At 41.5% G+C, this 18275-nt stretch carries 21 protein-coding genes; 6 read left to right on the forward strand and 15 right to left on the reverse strand.

The features are described 5' to 3' along the window. Positions 1–127 precede the first annotated feature (127 nt). Positions 128–2239 carry an elongation factor G gene (gene fusA / locus FSB76_RS05890; RefSeq protein WP_147052641.1) on the forward strand — a complete coding sequence of 704 codons (2112 nt, stop codon included), beginning with the start codon at positions 128–130 and terminating at the stop codon, positions 2237–2239. A gap of 134 nt (positions 2240–2373) precedes the next feature. Then, positions 2374–2679 carry a 30S ribosomal protein S10 gene (rpsJ, locus tag FSB76_RS05895; RefSeq protein ID WP_022830652.1) on the forward strand — a complete coding sequence of 102 codons (306 nt, stop codon included), beginning with the start codon at positions 2374–2376 and terminating at the stop codon, positions 2677–2679. Positions 2680–3062: 383 nt separating this feature from the next. On the opposite strand, the gene FSB76_RS05900 is transcribed toward rpsJ, so the two are convergent. The 6 genes from FSB76_RS05900 to FSB76_RS05925 form a co-directional block, all read right to left on the reverse strand. Further along, positions 3063–3467, reverse strand: coding sequence for a VOC family protein (locus tag FSB76_RS05900; RefSeq protein WP_147052642.1), 405 nt, complete (start codon positions 3465–3467; stop codon positions 3063–3065). 85 nt (positions 3468–3552) lie between these two features. Beyond that, on the reverse strand, positions 3553–3909 hold the full coding sequence (locus tag FSB76_RS05905; RefSeq protein WP_147052643.1) for an MmcQ/YjbR family DNA-binding protein: 357 nt from the start codon (positions 3907–3909) through the stop codon (positions 3553–3555). Positions 3910–3918: 9 nt separating this feature from the next. Beyond that, a complete protein-coding gene (locus tag FSB76_RS05910) occupies positions 3919–4482 on the reverse strand; it encodes a hypothetical protein (protein WP_147052644.1) in 564 nt (187 codons plus the stop codon). Position 4483: 1 nt separating this feature from the next. Beyond that, the gene (locus FSB76_RS05915; RefSeq protein ID WP_147052645.1) at positions 4484–4831 is read right to left on the reverse strand and encodes a VOC family protein; all 348 of its coding nucleotides are present in this window, start codon (positions 4829–4831) and stop codon (positions 4484–4486) included. A gap of 51 nt (positions 4832–4882) precedes the next feature. After that, complete coding sequence (locus tag FSB76_RS05920) at positions 4883–5428, reverse strand: tetratricopeptide repeat protein (protein WP_158642848.1); 546 nt, start codon at positions 5426–5428, stop codon at positions 4883–4885. A 131-nt stretch (positions 5429–5559) separates the two neighbouring features. Continuing rightward, on the reverse strand, positions 5560–6174 hold the full coding sequence (locus FSB76_RS05925) for a FeoB-associated Cys-rich membrane protein (protein WP_147052647.1): 615 nt from the start codon (positions 6172–6174) through the stop codon (positions 5560–5562). A 168-nt stretch (positions 6175–6342) separates the two neighbouring features. On the opposite strand from FSB76_RS05925, the gene FSB76_RS05930 reads away from it, so the two are divergent. Both FSB76_RS05930 and pruA read left to right on the forward strand, forming a co-directional pair. Continuing rightward, on the forward strand, positions 6343–6537 hold the full coding sequence (locus FSB76_RS05930; protein WP_147052648.1) for a KOW motif-containing protein: 195 nt from the start codon (positions 6343–6345) through the stop codon (positions 6535–6537). A gap of 98 nt (positions 6538–6635) precedes the next feature. Then, positions 6636–8273, forward strand: coding sequence for an L-glutamate gamma-semialdehyde dehydrogenase (pruA, locus tag FSB76_RS05935; protein ID WP_147052649.1), 1638 nt, complete (start codon positions 6636–6638; stop codon positions 8271–8273). Positions 8274–8402: 129 nt separating this feature from the next. Here the strand turns inward: pruA and FSB76_RS05940 are convergent, their stop codons facing one another. From FSB76_RS05940 to rpsA, 8 genes are all read right to left on the reverse strand, one after another. After that, a complete protein-coding gene (locus FSB76_RS05940) occupies positions 8403–9833 on the reverse strand; it encodes a serine hydrolase domain-containing protein (protein WP_147052650.1) in 1431 nt (476 codons plus the stop codon). Positions 9834–9849: 16 nt separating this feature from the next. Beyond that, positions 9850–10389: a hypothetical protein gene (locus FSB76_RS05945; protein WP_147052651.1), complete on the reverse strand. Its 540-nt coding sequence runs from the start codon at positions 10387–10389 to the stop codon at positions 9850–9852. Positions 10390–10392: 3 nt separating this feature from the next. Further along, positions 10393–11319, reverse strand: a complete 927-nt coding sequence (locus FSB76_RS05950; protein ID WP_090467170.1) for an aspartate carbamoyltransferase catalytic subunit — start codon at positions 11317–11319, stop codon at positions 10393–10395. A 97-nt stretch (positions 11320–11416) separates the two neighbouring features. Continuing rightward, on the reverse strand, positions 11417–11788 hold the full coding sequence (locus tag FSB76_RS05955; RefSeq protein WP_147052652.1) for a four helix bundle protein: 372 nt from the start codon (positions 11786–11788) through the stop codon (positions 11417–11419). Positions 11789–11851: 63 nt separating this feature from the next. Continuing rightward, positions 11852–12397, reverse strand: coding sequence for a bifunctional pyr operon transcriptional regulator/uracil phosphoribosyltransferase PyrR (gene pyrR / locus FSB76_RS05960; protein ID WP_147052653.1), 546 nt, complete (start codon positions 12395–12397; stop codon positions 11852–11854). Between the two features lie 116 nt (positions 12398–12513). Further along, positions 12514–12909, reverse strand: a complete 396-nt coding sequence (locus FSB76_RS05965) for an ACT domain-containing protein (protein WP_147052654.1) — start codon at positions 12907–12909, stop codon at positions 12514–12516. Positions 12910–12917: 8 nt separating this feature from the next. Continuing rightward, positions 12918–13463, reverse strand: a complete 546-nt coding sequence (locus FSB76_RS05970) for an RNA 2'-phosphotransferase (protein ID WP_147052655.1) — start codon at positions 13461–13463, stop codon at positions 12918–12920. Between the two features lie 70 nt (positions 13464–13533). After that, positions 13534–15513: a 30S ribosomal protein S1 gene (gene rpsA / locus FSB76_RS05975; RefSeq protein ID WP_147052656.1), complete on the reverse strand. Its 1980-nt coding sequence runs from the start codon at positions 15511–15513 to the stop codon at positions 13534–13536. 227 nt (positions 15514–15740) lie between these two features. On the opposite strand from rpsA, the gene FSB76_RS05980 reads away from it, so the two are divergent. After that, on the forward strand, positions 15741–16031 hold the full coding sequence (locus tag FSB76_RS05980; protein WP_147052657.1) for a hypothetical protein: 291 nt from the start codon (positions 15741–15743) through the stop codon (positions 16029–16031). A 3-nt stretch (positions 16032–16034) separates the two neighbouring features. On the opposite strand, the gene FSB76_RS05985 is transcribed toward FSB76_RS05980, so the two are convergent. After that, a complete protein-coding gene (locus FSB76_RS05985; protein ID WP_147052658.1) occupies positions 16035–16703 on the reverse strand; it encodes a hypothetical protein in 669 nt (222 codons plus the stop codon). A 170-nt stretch (positions 16704–16873) separates the two neighbouring features. Between FSB76_RS05985 and tyrS the strand changes: the two genes are divergently transcribed. After that, on the forward strand, positions 16874–18157 hold the full coding sequence (gene tyrS, locus FSB76_RS05990; protein ID WP_147052659.1) for a tyrosine--tRNA ligase: 1284 nt from the start codon (positions 16874–16876) through the stop codon (positions 18155–18157). The last annotated feature ends 118 nt before the right edge of the window (positions 18158–18275 follow it).

Here is an 18275-nt window from a genome sequence, read left to right on the forward strand (position 1 = left end):
GATAACATTATCCTAATCAGTAATTCATTATTTCGCCAATCACTTTCTAAAAATACTAAGTGAATGACTTAATTAGTGAAATTCAATTAAATCACTAATTCAATAAATCAATAACTCAATAATTACTATGTCAAGAGATCTAAGATTTACAAGAAATATAGGTATTGCCGCTCACATTGATGCCGGTAAAACTACCACTACCGAGCGTATACTTTACTATGCTGGTGTAAGCCACAAAATTGGTGAAGTACACGAAGGTGCAGCTACCATGGACTGGATGGCACAAGAGCAGGAACGTGGTATTACCATTACATCTGCTGCTACTACAGTAAACTGGAATTACAGGGGTCACAAATACCATATCAACATTATTGATACCCCGGGCCACGTGGATTTTACCGTTGAGGTAAACCGCTCACTGCGTGTATTGGATGGTTTGGTGTTCCTTTTCAGTGCCGTTGATGGTGTTGAGCCACAATCAGAAACAAACTGGAGACTTGCAAATAATTATAACGTTGCCCGTATAGGCTTCGTAAATAAAATGGACCGTAGCGGTGCCGACTTTTTAAATGTTGTAAAACAGGTAAAAAGCATGTTAGGCAGCAACGCAGTGCCTTTGCAATTGCCAATTGGTTCTGAAGAGAAATTCCAGGGTGTGGTTGATTTAATTAACTGGAGAGGTATTGTTTGGAATGAGCATGATAAAGGTATGACCTTTACCGAAGTGCCTATCCCTGAGGATATGATCGAGGAAGCTACCGAGTGGAGAGAGAAATTGCTTGAGTCAGTAGCTGATTACGATGAAACCTTAATGGAGAAATTCTTTGAGGCACCAGAATCAATCACCGAACGCGAAATTTTAGATGCATTGCGTAAAGCTGTGTTAGATGCTAAAATTGTGCCTATGGTTTGCGGTTCATCTTTCAAAAACAAAGGTGTACAAACCATGCTTGATTACGTGATGGAATTATTGCCTTCGCCAATGGATGTTGAAGGTATTGTAGGCCACCACCCTGATACAAACGAAGAGATTTTACGTAAACCATCTGAAAAAGAGCCATTTGCAGCTTTAGCGTTTAAAATTGCAACCGATCCTTTTGTAGGCCGGTTATGTTTTATCCGCGTATACTCAGGTAACCTTGAGGCTGGTTCATATGTGCACAACATGCGTTCAGATAACAAAGAGCGTATATCACGTATATTCCAGATGCATGCCAACAAGCAAAACCCTATCCCTAACGTAGGTGCAGGTGATATTGCTGCGGTAGTAGGCTTTAAAGATATTAAAACTGGCGATACCCTGTGCGATGAGAAATTCCCGATTATTCTTGAATCGATGCAATTCCCTGAGCCGGTTATCGGTTTGGCTATTGAGCCTAAAACTCAGGCTGATGTTGATAAATTAGGTATCGCTTTAGGTAAATTATCTGAAGAAGATCCAACTTTCCACGTAAAATCTGACGAAGAAACCGGCCAGACCGTTATTAGCGGTATGGGCGAGCTTCACTTAGATATTATCATGGACCGTTTGAAACGTGAGTTTAAAGTAGAGGTTAACCAGGGCGCGCCACAAGTTGCTTACAAAGAAGCTATTACCGGTACTGTTCAGCACCGCGAAACTTACAAGAAACAAACCGGTGGTCGTGGTAAATTTGCCGATATCCAGGTTATACTTTCACCAAACGACGAAGGTAAAGAAGGTTTACAGTTTGTGAACGAAATTAGCGGTGGTTCAATCCCCCGTGAGTTTATTCCATCTGTTGAAAAAGGCTTTGCGGCTTCAATGGCAAACGGTGTATTAGCCGGCTTCCCGTTAACGAGCTTAAAAGTACGTTTAATTGATGGTTCGTTCCACGCAGTCGATTCAGATGCGCTATCTTTCGAGTTAGCAGCTAAGATGGCTTACCGTGAGGCATTGCCAAAATGTAAACCAGTACTGCTTGAGCCGATCATGAAAATCGAGATCCTTACCCCTGAAGAAAACATGGGTGATGTAATCGGTGATATGAACCGTCGTCGTGGCCAGCTTTTAGGCATGGATTCACGTGCAGGTGCACAGGTAATTAAAGCTACTGTACCACTTTCAGAAATGTTTGGTTATGTAACCCAGTTACGTACCATCACATCTGGCCGTGCTACTTCAACCATGGAGTTTGATCACTATGCTGAAGCACCACGTAACGTACAGGAAGAAGTAGTTGCCAAAGTAAAAGGCAAAAAAGCTGCTGCAAACGCGTAAGTAAAGTATTTGGTTGATTGGGTTAGATTAGGTTGATTAAGTTCAATCTTGCTTAACTCAATCAACTTAATAAACATAATCAACCAATCAACCATAATTAATAGCTCTTATGGTTGGTATAATTAACAAACAACATGAGCCAAAGAATCAGGATCAAATTAAAATCTTACGATTACAACCTGGTAGATAAGTCTGCCGAGAAAATCGTAAAAACAGTAAAGCCAACAGGCGCTGTAGTTAGCGGACCACTTCCGTTACCAACCGAAAAGAAAATTTTCACCGTTTTACGTTCACCACACGTAAACAAAAAAGCACGTGAGCAATTTCAATTATGCTCATACAAGCGCTTATTAGACATTTACAGCTCGAACTCGAAAACTGTAGATGCGCTGATGAAGCTTGAGTTGCCAAGCGGCGTTGAAGTTGAAATCAAAGTTTGATAGATGCCCGGTCCACTGAAAGGTGTGGAACAACATAAAAAAACACCATCCGGTTTCGGGTGGTGTTTTTTTGTTATCAGTATTTTTTTTCGTCATTGCGAGGTACGAAGCAATCCCCTACATGCTAAGTCCCGCATAGTTCGGGATTGCTTCGTCCCTCGCAATGACGAATGGTTCTGTCTTGTTACTTGATGCTAACTACTTACTACTAAAAGGGCGATGCCTGCGGCCCGGGCTCTATGCTCATACTGCACGGGCCTTAGCCACAGGCAGGTATCCGCGCCGATCCCTATCGCAAAATTTGTATGAATCAGAATTTACCGAATTTAAGAATGAACAGAATTTTATACTCTTAATTCTTGACTCTAATCTCTTGACTCTGCTCAGCCCGGCAAATGGCTCATATCCATATACGCAAATTCCCAAAGGTGACCGTCCAGATCCTGGAAACCCCAACCATACATCCAGCCATGGTCTTGCTTATCGTTTGGTGTGGTGGCGCCGGCGGCAACTGCTTTGGCAATCATTTCGTCGACAGCTTCGCGGCTATCTAACGAAATGCAGTTAATAGTTTCGGTTACCTGGGTGGCATCAGCAATTTCTTTTTTGGTAAAAGTTTTAAAGAAAGGCTCCGTCACCAGCATAAAGTAAATAGTATCGCTTATCACCAACGATGCAGCTACTTCGTTGGTAAATTGCGGGTTAAAGGTGTAGCCCAGGCTGGTAAAAAATTCGATGGATTTGTTAAGGTCTTTAACAGGTAGGTTTACAAATATTTGAGTTGCCATGATAGATTGTTTTTAAAAGTTATAATACAAATGTAAACCCATACACCCAAACACATGCGGTGCAAATACGACAATTAAAGGGTGTTTATTCTCCGGCTATATTAAGTTGTTTTTTAACCCTGGCCGGCAGCTTATTAACTATAAGGCGGTACGATTGTTCGATATAAAATCCCCAATCCTTTTCGTTCAGGCAGTTAATATCGGCTATATGCACCCATTTATAACGGCCGATATAAGCCTGCGGCGAAAAGCATTCCATTTGAAGAGCTTCTTCAAAGTCTTCATCCGGCACTTTAACAGCCGCCGTTACCGGCACCGAATCGGGACCGGTAAAAAGGAAGGTTTTACCGCCAACGTTAAAGCACAGGTGATGATCCAGTTTGATATCCTCGGTAACACCGGGTAACTGGTGGCAAATGGTTTGAAGAGTTTCTATAGTCATCGTACTATGTTAATCTGTATCATACTTATATTTCACAAAGCGCTGTTTGCCGAAAGCCTCTTTATGGTATACATCCTTAGCGTACTTTTTATTGTGCTGCGTATCATCGTAAGACAGCCCTGCATCACGATGCAGGATAAAATCTTTTTTTACCGGATCGTATTTAAAAGTGGTAATCCGGTTCCAGCGATAGCGGCTGCCGCCATAATACTCCAGCGAAAAATACCGGCCTTTAATGGTTATACCTTCAAACGGATCGCCAAACACGCCGCCACAACCCTTACAAAGCACCGCACTGTCGTTACGTGCATAAAGCGATAAGCCGCCGCCTTTTTTACCCAAAAGTATCAACAGTGGCCTTGCTGTTTGGTCGCTATCTGTTTCCTGGTTATTTTTTAAAGCCAATACAATATCCGGGTAGGTATCCTGATTAAGGTCGCCGGTTTCATAGGCCAAAACAGAATAATCTTTCGGGATAAATGGTCTCAACTTAGCAACTACAACCTTTTTTGATTGAGCGAAAGTTGAATTACCTGTTATCAATAACATAGATAATACAAGTAGCTTTTTCATCTTATTTTTTATACAATTCAATTTTCCGCCCATCGGGGTCAATAACTACGCTCATTAAGCCAAATGTTGTTAATACTGGCTGTGCTGCAAATACAATGTTATTCTCCTTTAACAGTTCAATGATTGTATCAAAATTATCAATCTCAAAACCTAAGCGCAAGCTTTTATCTGCTTCGGTTTGGCTTTTTATAAGCGGATAAATTTCAATAACGGTTTCACCAACGGTAGCTGAATAATGATAAGGTGAATCACCATGTTTATGATAATCAAAAGTAAAACCTAATAGCTCATAAAATTTGGCAAGCTTTTGCATATCCCCTGTTCTTATTACCAATAGTTTTACTTTCATGATGAATGACTCTCTCCGCCCCTGTAGTAAGCAATTACGCTCGTCGTAAATTTATAAATCGACCCATATTTTTACATTTGCAGGCGGCCGCCGGGCCTTTTTATGTTCAATATATGCCTTTATTGTTGCGGCATCTTCTGCATCAGGTTGCAACCTTAAATACTCTTGGTAACTGGCAAACATCTGGTCGGTCTCGGCATACGTTAATCCTTCGGTTTTTAGCAGGTTGGCGTAGCATTTACCAATATACCAGTTGGCAGAGTAATATTGCCCACTCTGCTTATCAATTAAAGGTAAGGCCTTTAAAAATTCATTAACAGATTTTCTGTCCTGCGTATTTTCAAAATAACCTATTCCGCTGTACCAACGGGCTGCTACATTATTTGAATCATTTTTTAAAACCTGTTGAAGTACAATTTCAGATGCTGCAAACTTTTTTTGCTGAATCAGGGTAAGCCCCAGCTGACATTGATAAATAAGGTTTGTTGGATCGGCTTTGATCCCATCCCTAAACGCCCTCTCGGCTTTGCTTAACTGACCCTTATCTAAAAAGGTATTGCCTTTTTCCAGGTAATCTTCCTGAGCTAAACAGCTCATGGCAGCAGTTATTAAAATCAACGTTATGAGGGTATATTTTGCAAGACTTTTCATATGATAAAATTGGTTTTAACGTAATATTTTCTTGAGCTATTATGTTGTAGTGACAGCCCTCACTTTTTAGTCGTTCTTTACCGCCTCCTCATGGAGATATTTTGATGTACCCATCTCACCTCATCTTCGGGCGTTACTTTGTCTGCAGAACTATTTATTCTGCTGAATGTTGCCTGCGCATAATGATAAGGCCCGCTATCGTCAAAAAACGGGCCGACAACACCCAGCATCCATCCATTTTTTGCGGCCCAGTGAGGGGCATCAACTCGATATTTAAACACCTCATAATGTACAAAATTGCTATTGCCGTCAAAATCAATTGTCACCCGTTTTATGTGTTCAATTTCATCGGGACAGGCGTCAAGCTCCGTTGGAAACTCGAGCCAGACTACCAGGGCGCTTTCTGCACCCTTTAAAAGCGTAAAATATTCTGCAGGGAAAAGCTCGGCCTTATCATATTTTTTTAGGAGATGATAAGCATCATGCCTTGTAAGTATATTTTGCGCAAATGGTAAAACATCACTTGTTGATATTTCAGTTTCGCTGTTCAACTGATCAAAAAGTGGCTGGATCCTGTTAAATCGCAGGCTTTCGAGTTCTTTTCGTTTCGCCGTTACTTTTAAAAGGCGGTAAACAACAAAACCGATGATGGCAAAAACAATAGCGCCGACGATGATAAATAGTATTTCCATTTTAGTATGAATATAAATTTAAAAAACGATTTTTTTCATGCCGGGCAAGCATATCTTTCCAACTAAAAATCGCATAGCGTTAAATTCCAAAATGCTGGCGTTTTACAATGATATTAACAGACATTAATTAACTTTAAGCTTAGATTACAGACTAAACGACACACAAATATGGCTACAGAAAACTTAAAAGATGGAGACAATTGTAAAGTTATAGGTGGAACCCATGCCGGAAAATCAGGCAAAGTACGTGATATAAACACCAGTAAAACCGGGCACATTACCATTACCGTGGTACAAGAAAACGGCGACCGGTTTAAAACATTAGGTAAGAATGTGGTGGTGATACCTCAGGAAAATCCCTAAAATATAGCCCCAATCCTTCCCTATCAACATTTTGACACTCCCCTCACCCATCGTCAATCACAAATGCCTATCTTTGACCTATTAATTGACGACCCATTATGCTTAAAGGATTTTTTAATGTCCCGGCTCCTGTAAACGAGCCGGTTTTAAACTATGGACCCAGAAGTTTAGAGCGTGTAGCCCTCAAGGCTGCTTTAGACGAGGCCCGCGCGCAACAGTTAGATATACCTATGTACATTGGCGCGCAGGAAGTACGCACCGGCACAAAGCTGGAAATTCGCCCGCCGCATGATCATAAACACCTGTTAGCTACCTTTAGCGAGGGTGATGCCAGCCATGTAACCGCCGCCATTGATGCGGCCCTTGCCGCTAAAGCCGACTGGGAAAACCTGCCCTGGGAACAACGTGCCGCCATATTTTTAAAAGCTGCCGACTTGATTGCCGGTCCGTACCGTGCTGCTATAAACGCGGCTACCATGCTTGGTCAATCAAAAAACGCCTACCAGGCCGAGATCGATTCGGCTTGCGAGCTGATAGATTTTCTGCGTTTTAACGTGGAGTACATGACCGAAATTTACAAACAACAGCCACCCGTATCGGGCAAAGGCGTTTGGAACCGTTTGGAACAACGTCCGCTTGAAGGTTTTGTGTTTGCATTAACCCCGTTCAACTTTACAGCCATAGCGGGTAATTTACCTGCATCGGCCGCCATGATGGGCAACGTAGTAGTTTGGAAACCTGCTTACACGCAGATCTATGCTGCTAACGTGATCATGAAAATATTCAAAGAAGCCGGTGTACCTGCTGGTGTTATCAACCTGATTTATGTTGATGGCCCTGTTGCCGGCGAAGTAATATTTAACCACCCCGATTTTGCGGGCATCCACTTCACCGGATCGACCAAGGTTTTCCAAAACATCTGGCAAACTATTGGTACCAACATCCACAAATACAAAACCTACCCGCGCATTGTAGGCGAAACCGGCGGTAAAGATTTTGTGCTTGCCCACCCAAGCGCCAATGCCGACGTAGTGAGCACAGCCCTTGTTCGTGGTGCTTTTGAATACCAGGGGCAAAAATGTTCTGCGGCTTCAAGGGCTTATATCCCTGCCTCGTTATGGCCTGCGGTAAAAGCAAACATGCTGCGCGATATTACCTCATTTAAAATGGGCCCGGTGGAGGATTTTGAAAACTTTATCAATGCCGTTATAACCGAAGTATCTTTTGATAAACTGGCCAAATACATTGATGCTGCCAAAACAGATGAAGGCGTTGAAGTTGTTGCCGGCGGCAGCTACGATAAAACCAAAGGCTGGTTTGTGGAGCCAACCGTATTGAAAGTTGATGACCCATACTATGTAACCATGTGCGAAGAGCTTTTTGGCCCCGTGTTAACCATTTACGTGTACGAGGACGATCAATTTGATGAGGTGCTTAACATTGTAGATAAAACTTCCATTTACGCCCTTACAGGCTCTATTATCTCGCAGGACCGTTATGCCATTGCCAAAGCAACCCAGCATTTACGCAACGCCGCAGGTAACTTTTATATTAATGATAAACCTACAGGCGCCGTTGTTGGCCAGCAGCCATTTGGCGGTGCAAGAGGATCGGGCACTAATGATAAAGCAGGTTCGATGATTAACCTGTTGCGCTGGGTATCTCCGCGCACTATCAAAGAAACCTTTGATCCGCCGACAGATTACAGGTACCCGTTTTTGGCTAAGGAATTGTAGACTCAGGCCCCACCCAAACCCTCCCCTGAAGGGAGAGGGCTTAAAAAACAACAAGAGGTTGTATCTTTCGATGCAGCCTCTTGTTGTTATATTGTATTATGTTTGAAACTGTTTGTCGGCGAAAGGAGCTTATTGTAGTTTCTTCAAAATATTTATCCCAACCATATCTACTGTTTCGCCGCAGTTTGATAATACCACAACGGCAAGATTTTTCTCGTGGTTAAAAGCTAAAAACGAACTGCTGCCAAACGTACCGCCATTATGAAAAATGTACTCTACGCCGTTTACAGTAATAATATGCCAGGCCAGGCCCAGTTTAGCGTCTTTTTTAAAAGTTAACTGGTGGGTTAATTCCAGCGCTTTACCTAATTTATCGTCAGGCGGATTCATATTGGCTTTAACATAGGTCAGCAAGTCGTTAACCGATGAATGTAAAGCCCCACAAGGCGCCAGGGCATCAAAGTCCCATAAAGGTGTTGCATTGCCTTCAGTATTATAAACAATAGCTTCACGGGCCTGTAAGGCAGCTGTTAAATGTTGTGCTGTGCTCTCCATTTTTAATGGTTTGCAAATAACATCGGCCACCAGCTGATCGTAAGTTTTACCGCTCACCTGCGCAAGTATGGTTCCTAACAAACCCACGGCTAAATTAGAATACGCATACTGTTCGCCCGGTACACTGTTTAGCTTACAGGTTTTTAGATAAGCAAACAGGAGCTTTTTATTATATTGCTTATAGGGATTAAGGGGATCGGTGTTGGCAGGCAAATTATCCGGCATGCGTTCCAACCCGGACGTGTGGTTGCTTAAAGTAAGCAGTGTAATACCCTTTAAATTTGGATTGGCCGCTACAGAATCGGGCAGGTATTTGGTAATGGGGTCGTTCAGTTTTAACTTGCCTTCATTTACATAGTAGGCCAAAATAACCGATGTGAAAGTTTTGGTGATAGAACCAATCTCGAAGATAGTATTGGCGTCGGGCAGGTTACTTTTGCCTTTGGCAGTTTCGCCATACCCGTAAGTGTTAATGTTATTATCTTTTAAAACACCAATACTGAGGCCGGCGGTATTAGCCTGTTCAATGTAAGGAGAAACAGCTTCTGCTACCGCGTTATCTATAATGGTAAGCATTTTGTTCGACGTTGCAGCCCGTTCTATCCTGTGGGCTGTAGCCTCTTTAAATGGCTGAAAAAGCAAAATATCAATCTTGTTAGCCTGATCAAGGCCTATCAGCAATTGTAAAGTAACACTGTTGAAGATCACTTTATAAGTAGCTACCTTATTATTTACAAAACTGACCAATGATGATCCCCTGATCTCGCCCAGCGGAAAAAGCTGTTTCTCGCTCACATTCCCAAATGCGGTACGGCTTAGCTGCGCTTTGAAGCTATCGCCCGCAAGGGCATATATGGAATCGGCCTGTTTGGCATTAAAGTAGTGTTTTACCAAAGCGAATACCGAATCGGTTTTGCGCTGCTGGATGCTTTGGGCAGATGCGGAAGACGAAATCATCGAAAATACGATGAGTATAATTAAACAATAGTGCGTTTGAGATTTCATCTTTGATAGTTTTAATCTATTGGTCGTCAAGTAACATCTGCTGAAAATCTTCACTCAACGGATCGGTCAGTTTCACAAATCTGCCTTCATTATATGGCCATCTTATCCTGTTTATTATAATTCCGATTACAGCACCGGTTAAATAGGTATAACCTATGAACGCAAACATGTTTCCGGGCTCATCAACAAGGTTTTGAAACTTAACAATTGATGTAGCTATCAGCAATACGCTTATACCCAACCATAAATAAGCTCCCAGAATTACACCGCCATCAGTGATGCAATATAACCACAAGCCTTTTTTGCGGATCTCATCCCACTGTTTAACAAAATTGATATTATAAATATCATCCGGAGTAAGGCCTTTGGCTTTTAAGCTATTAATATAAGATTGCCTTGCTTCATAATGATAATAATCACGGGCTATAGATAAAAGGAAAAAAAACAGGATATATGAGGAATGATCAAAGTATACCAACACCAAAATGAAAGGAAGGGCAATAATGGTGCTTTTATAATTCGATCTGATAAATGATTTAAGCAGTCCCCTCCTCATTTTTTATGGTGTTTGCCCAGCCAGCAGGTACAGCACGGCCATCCTCACGGCCACACCATTCTCTACCTGGTCTAATATGATAGATTGTTTGCTATCTGCTACGTCGCTGGTAATTTCCACCCCGCGATTGATTGGGCCGGGGTGCATTACGGTGATCTCCTTATCTAACGAATCCAATATAGTTTTATTGAGTCCGAAAAGCATGGTATATTCCCTTAAAGATGGGAAATACTTAATATCCTGGCGCTCCAGCTGGATGCGAAGCATGTTGGCCACATCGCACCAGTTTAAGGCTTTGATCAGGTTATGCTCAACCTTAACACCTAATGAGCCAATATATTTAGGAATCAGCGTTGTGGGCCCGCATACCATCACCTCGGCACCCAATTGTTTAAGGCAAAGTATGTTTGAAAGTGCTACGCGCGAATGCAAAATGTCGCCCACAATCACCACCTTTTTACCGGCTACATCGCCGTATTTTTCACGGATAGAAAAAGCATCAAGCAAAGCCTGCGTAGGGTGCTCATGTGCACCATCACCGGCGTTCACTATCTGGGCTTTTACATGTTTGGATAAGAAGATGCCGGCACCTGCATAAGGATGGCGCATCACCACCATATCCACCTTCATGGCCAGGATGTTGTTTACCGTATCTATCAGGGTTTCGCCTTTACTTACCGACGAAGACGATGCCGCGAAGTTCACCACATCTGCCGAAAGCCGCTTCTCTGCCAGCTCGAACGATAAACGGGTACGGGTAGAATTCTCAAAAAATATGTTGGCAATGGTTACATCGCGTAAAGAAGGCACTTTCTTTATCGGTCGGTTTAAAACGGATTTAAAGGTATCGGCCGTTTCAAATATCAACTCAATATCTGCCCGGTTTAAATCTTTTATGCCTAATAAGTGCCTTGTGCTTAGTCCTGCCATGATGTTTAATAATATCGAACACTGAATATCGAATGTCGAATGATGAAGTAATTTTAAATTAAGAAGTACTTGTATTATTCGGTATTGATAAATGTCGTTATTGTGCTTTTATGTTGTTTTTCTTAGCTGTCTCTATACTCTTTACAAAAATTGCCGTCAGTTGATTACATTCATTTATTGCGATAGCTGTATTTTCAACGTTATGCATCCCTCGTCTTTTGATAATCTTCAGAGAAATCATAGATTCTCTCAATTCTTTAAGAATGACCTTCATTTTATGAATGAAATCATTCCTTGATTCTGCCGATTGAGCCTCTCCATAATTTAGCGCTGGGGAACATCCTGATCGAACCAATTGACCGGCTATATAATTACCGAGCCTCGTATTTGGTAATGCTTCAACAATGTCGGCTATAAGAACTGCAAAATCGATAAGTCGTTCCTCTAAATCGTACTTAACGTTACTCATTTATTTCAAAGTTCTTATTTCTTTCATTATTCGACGTTCGATATTCAGTGTTCGATATTATTTCTATTCCCTTTCTGATATTAATACTATCTTATCCTCCCCGTCGGTATCCTTCCAACTCACCACAACTTTCTGCGATGCAATAGAGTCAACTTCAATTCCAACGTAATCTGCCGCTACTGGTATATGTCTTGAGTACCTTCTGTCAACCAGTGCCAGCAATTCTACCTTCTCGGGCCGGCCAAATGCCTGCATTGCGTCCATGGCTGCACGGATGGTGCGCCCTGTCCAAAGTACATCGTCCATCATGATCACTTTTTTGCCTTCGATGATAAAATCAATCTTGGTTTGATTGGGCACCAATGGCGATCCCTGGCGGCGAAAATCGTCGCGGTAAAAGGTGATATCAAGGTCGCCCTGCATAATTTTACTTTCGGGGAGGATTTTGCGGAGTTCTTCTGCAACGCGGCGGGCCAGGTAAATGCCCCGTGGTTGAATACCAATTAATACCGAGCGTGAAAAATCATTATGGTTTTCAATTAACTGGCGGCACAAACGTTGTATGGTGATCTGAAATTTCTGTCCGTCGAGCAGCGTTAGATTTTGCATCGTATGGGTGGATTTGGGCAAAAATAGTAAATAGTTTTGAAAGCCCCCTCTAAATCTCCCCCGGAAGGGGAGACTTTTTTAAATCACAGTAAATCTCATACTTTGGGTAAAAAATATTATTTATCGGCTAAATTCTTCAAAGCTGCCATTGCCCGCTCCGCATCTTTTTTGGCCACAAAAATATGGTCGTGATAATAGGCGGCAACTACATTACAGCTTATTGCTTCTTTGGCCAAAGCGGCAGCAAAAGCGGCTGTAAGGCCGGTGGCTTCTAATGAAGAATGGATGGTTAGGGTAATCCAGGCGGCAATGTATTCGTATTTTAAGCCAAGTTGATCGGCAATTTCCTTTTTAAGGATAACTGTAACGGCCTCCTCTTCCTTAAAAATGCCCAAAACGTTTTTGATATCAATAGTATCAATATCGGTAACGGTACAATAAACATAATCCCCCTCATTCAATAAGGGTGTCATGTTTCTCAATAGGTTGTCGAGGTTGGTTTCTCCGGCCATGGATTAAATTATTTTTGTTCAATTTTAAGATATTTAACAGGAATATTGGTGGTGAGCCAAACATTCTCGCTTGCTTGATAAAAAACCCACCCGTCGGCCGCTAAGGCTGCAGCATCAATTTCTATAAGCAAGGGCTTTCCGTGCCTTTTTCCAACTGATACCGCTACTTCCCTATCTGTTGATAAATGTACAAACTGTCGCTGCATGGCAAGCAAACCATTTTCTTTTATGGCATCTATTTTATTTGACGATGAACCATGATAAAGCAAAGCAGGCGGCTTAACAGCCTTTTCATCTAAAATCACTTCAATGGAATGGCCGTGTGTTGCCCTTATCTTACTGCCATCGCCACTAAACTCCCACCTCACTTTATCAAATGATTTGCTTAGTTCCACAATTTCGGCATGAGTAAAAGTCTGCCCCTTTGTGGCGAGTGATTGTATTAGTTCATCAATCGACGCCCAGCCAAAATCATCAATGTTGAGGTTGCCGTCCTCCGGGTGATGCCTTAGCCAGTAGCTAATGAGCTTACTGGTTTGTTTTGTATCCTTCATGGTATTTAATATTACAAAAAAAGCCCTTCCAATTTCTCGGAAGGGCTTAAGAATATTACGTCAGTTAAGCTTATGCTTCTTCGCCTTCAGATTCTTTTTTAGCAGCAGGGGCTGGCGCAGCTTTGCGGGCTTTGCTTTCAGCACCTTCCATTTGCTCTTTTAACTGAGCTAATACGCTAAGGTCGCCTAAAGTTGATTTTTCAACTGATTCTTTCACTTTTTTAACCGCGTTGCTTGCAGATTTTGCTTCTTTTTTGCGGTTTTCAAATTCCTGTACACGAGCATCAGCACGAGCTTCTTCCCATATACGTGAGTGTGAAATTACAATGCGTTTGTTTTCTTTGTTAAATTCAATGATCTTGAATTCAGCAGCCTCTTCAGCTTTAACGCTTTTGCCGTCTTCTTTAACCAGGTGTTTGGTTGGCGCAAAGCCTTCAACACCGTAAGGTAAAGCTACGATAGCACCTTTGTCGGTTACTTTTAACACGGTACCTTCATGAATTGAATCAATTGTGAAGATGGTTTCAAAAGTATCCCAAGGGTTTTCTTCAAGCTGTTTGTGGCCTAAGCTTAATTTACGGTTATCGATATCAAGTTCTAAAACAACCACGTTTAATTTTTCACCAACTTTAGTGAATTCGTTAGGGTGGTTAACTTTTTTAGACCATGATAAGTCGCTGATGTGGATTAAGCCGTCGATGCCGTCTTCCAGTTCAACAAACACACCAAAGTTGGTCATGTTTTTAACTGTAGCTACGTGAGTTGTGCCGATAGCATATTTCTCACCGGCATTTTGCCATGGATCAGGAGTTAATTGTTTAACACCTAAACTCATTTTGCGCTCGTCGCGGTCAAGTGTTAACACTTGTGCTTCAATCTCGTCACCAACTTTCAGGAATTCCTGAGGGTTACGCAGGTTTTGTGACCATGACATTTCTGATACGTGGATCAAACCTTCAACACCAGGGATGATTTCAAGGAATGCGCCGTAATCAGCAACTGTAACAATACGTCCTTTTACTTTTGAGCCTACAACGATGTTCTCGTCAAGCGACTGCCAAGGGTGTGGAGTTAATTGTTTTAAGCCCAAAGCGATACGTTTTTTCTCGTCATCAAAGTCAAGCACAACAACGTTGATTTTTTGATCCAATGAAAGAATTTCGCGTGGATGCTCAATACGACCCCATGAAATATCAGTAATGTGTAATAAACCATCAACACCACCAAGGTCAATAAATACACCAAAGTCTGTAATGTTTTTAACAGTACCTTCCAATACCTGACCTTTTTCAAGGCGGGCAACAATTTCAGTTTTTTGGTTTTCCAAATCGTCTTCAATCAGCACTTTGTGCGATACCACTACGTTTTTAAACTCGTGGTTGATTTTAACAACTTTGAATTCCATTGTTTTACCAACGTACACATCGTAATCCCTGATAGGTTTAATATCGATTTGTGAACCTGGTAAGAAGGCTTCAACGCCCATGATATCAACAATTAAACCACCTTTAGTTCTGCTCTTCACAAAGCCAGTGATGATTTCATCATTATCAAGTGCTGAATTAATGCGCTCCCATGATTTTTGAGTTTTTGCACGTTTGCGTGAAAGTACCAACTGACCGTTAGCATCTTCCTGCGACTCAACAAATACATCAACTGTGTCACCGATCTTCAGATCAGGTGTATCACGGAATTCTGATACTGAAACTAAACCGTCTGATTTAAATCCTACGTTTAATACTACATCTTTGTTGTTAACATTAACAACAGTACCAGTGATAATTTCGCCTTTGGTGATAGAGCTGAAAGTTCCATCATACAATTTTTCAAATTTTTCACGGTCGCTATCGCTGTAGTTACCAAACTTTTTGTCATCTGCATCCCAGTCGAAATCTTCGCTCGGTGTAGCTGCAATTTTAGATTTGATCTCTTCGATCGAGATTGAATCAGCTTCTGATTCAATAGTTTCTTTTTCGCCAGATGCGGTAACTGTACCCAGTTCAGCTTCTTTCGCTTTTAATTCTTTTTCTGCTTCTTGTTTTTTTGCCATTAAATAATTTATCTCCTTTTCCCAATTTGTTAATTGGGACTGCAAAGGTAAGGACATAATTTTATTAAAAAAAGAATTATTTAATGTTAATTGCTGATAATTAGGCAGTTTTTGAGTGCGTATTAACCAAATAGCCTATTGCTCAATAAAAACAATCGATTTTATATAGTTTAGCTTGTTTTTTTGATAAAGCAGATTGAATGGTATAATTTATTAATGAGTAGGTTATGATGAAATATTTACAACGGGCATGGTCAGACGGCGAGGACGATATTGAGATGAAAAACGTATTGGCTGCCATTGCCGAAATTAAGGAAATGGACGATGAACATGGGGCATTTTGGGTTGGAACCGAAGATGAAGAGTATGTTTTGGAGACAGATAAGTCATTAAAAATGATATGCGTAATAGACGGTAAACAAATAAATTACCAGGCCAACGATTGGCAAGAAGTTGAAAGGCTTTATCAGTTACTACTTAAAGAAGATTTTAATGCCCTTGTTGAAGCAATTAAATAGTTTTTAAGTATTTAACTCAGCCTCTATCTCGGTAAAAATCGACATAAAGCTATCTTCCAGGTAATCGCGGTATATACCTAATACATCATTCATCGCAGCTTCCTGTTGAGGCGTAAAAGGATCTTTCCAGATGCGCATACAAATACGCTTAAGCGCATAAGCTATCTGGTGGGTTTCGGCATAGGTGTGCAGGTATTTACTCTCCTTAAATTTTTCATAAAACCTGAAAAACACTTCGGTATTTTTCAGACCAGAAAAAGTTAAAAACCCGTTTATAGTTTCTGTTTTACATCCGGATAGATGATCGTAAAACTCATCAACCTTTACTTTACCCGTGGTTAACAGCAAATTATCTATAATAAGTTCTAATGCGATATGACCTAAAAAAAATGGCTTCACCTGCGAGCCCTCGATTGCCGGGCGCAGCAATTTTTTTAACTCGTGCGAGTGGGTGGTAAAAAAATCAGAAGAGTGAAAATACCTGTCGACAGCCAGGTGTTTATTCCAGCCAACTATTATAGAATTAACATCGTTATCAGGGTGTTGCAGTTTTTCGGGGTGCAGAACAATGTGTTTATCGGCATTTTTCAACAGGTCGGGCAGTACCGTTCCCAATACGTGGTAACAGTTGCTGGTATCCCTGTCGAAATAATAATGCGATAAAAAATTCATAAGCCTCGAGCTGCAAAATACCCCGTTTTGCTCAAGATACAAAGAATAAGTAATTATTTGAAATAGAATTTACCTGCGGTTAACTAATGGCGAAAAGTATCCAAAGGTATCTTTTTGGTTACTTTCTGCTTTAGCTTTATATCTTTGCAACCTTTGAAACAACACTTAATATGAATTTTGTTGAAGAACTAACATGGCGTGGTATGCTGCATACCATTATGCCTGGCACCGAAGAAATGCTTAATAAAGGCATGGCTTCGGGATATATAGGATTTGACCCAACTGCAGATTCACTGCACGTGGGCCACCTTACACAGATCATGACCCTGATCCACTTCCAGCGCGCGGGCCATAAGCCGTTTGCACTGGTTGGAGGCGCAACCGGCATGGTGGGCGATCCTTCGGGCAAATCGCAGGAGCGTAATTTATTATCTGAAGATGTTTTGCAGCATAACCTGGAGGCTGTAAAGGCACAACTTACCCGTTTCCTTGATTTTGACAGTGGTATGAACAGTGCCGAAATGGTAAACAATTACGATTGGTTTAAAAGTTTTACTTTTCTTGATTTTATTCGCGACGTAGGTAAGCACATCACCGTAAATTACATGATGGCCAAAGACTCGGTTAAGAAACGACTGGAGGGCGATACCGGCATGTCATTTACCGAGTTTACTTACCAGCTGGTTCAGGGATATGATTTTTATTACCTGTGGAAACACCATAATTGCACCATACAAATGGGCGGCAGCGACCAATGGGGTAATATTGTTACCGGTACCGAGCTGATTCGCAGGAAAGATGCCGGCGAAGCTTTTGCACTTACTACCCAATTAATAAAAAAAGCAGATGGCACCAAATTTGGCAAAACCGAAAGTGGCGCAGTTTGGCTCGATCCGGAGCGTACATCGCCTTACCAGTTTTACCAGTTTTGGTTGAACACGACTGATGTTGATGCGAAGGCATATATCAGGATATTTACCTTGTATGATCGGGAAGTGATTGAAGCCTGGGAGGCCGAGCACGATGCAGCACCACATACAAGGGTGCTACAAAAAGCCCTGGCAAAAGATATTACCATTCGCGTGCATGGCGAAGCCGAGTATGAAAAAGCGATTAAATCATCTGAGTTTTTATTTGGGAATGTTGGCATAGAATTTTTAAGCGAACTAAACGATGCCGAAGTATTGGCTTTATTCGCCGGCGTACCCAACTTTACAATTTCGTTAACCGAATTACATGAGGGAATCAGCATTACCGATTTGTTGGCCGTTAAAACAACCATCTTCCCATCAAAGGGCGAAGCAAAGAAAACGATTATTGGTGGTGGTGCATCAATAAACAAGGTAAAGATTGCAACGGCCGATGACGTTTATAATGCAGATGCTCTGTTAAACGGAAAATTTATAGTAGCGCAGAAAGGGAAAAAGAATTACTTTTTGATAGTAGCCGAATAAGCACATGATCAGGCTTACGAAGTTTTTGAAAGTTCACAAGTCTTGTATTAAATAAAGAAGCGATGAGCCGAAAACTCATCGCTTTTTTATTGACTAATATTTGCATATCCGACAAATG

This window comes from Mucilaginibacter ginsenosidivorax, from assembly GCF_007971525.1.
In the GTDB taxonomy this organism is placed as follows: Bacteria; Bacteroidota; Bacteroidia; order Sphingobacteriales; family Sphingobacteriaceae; genus Mucilaginibacter; species Mucilaginibacter ginsenosidivorax.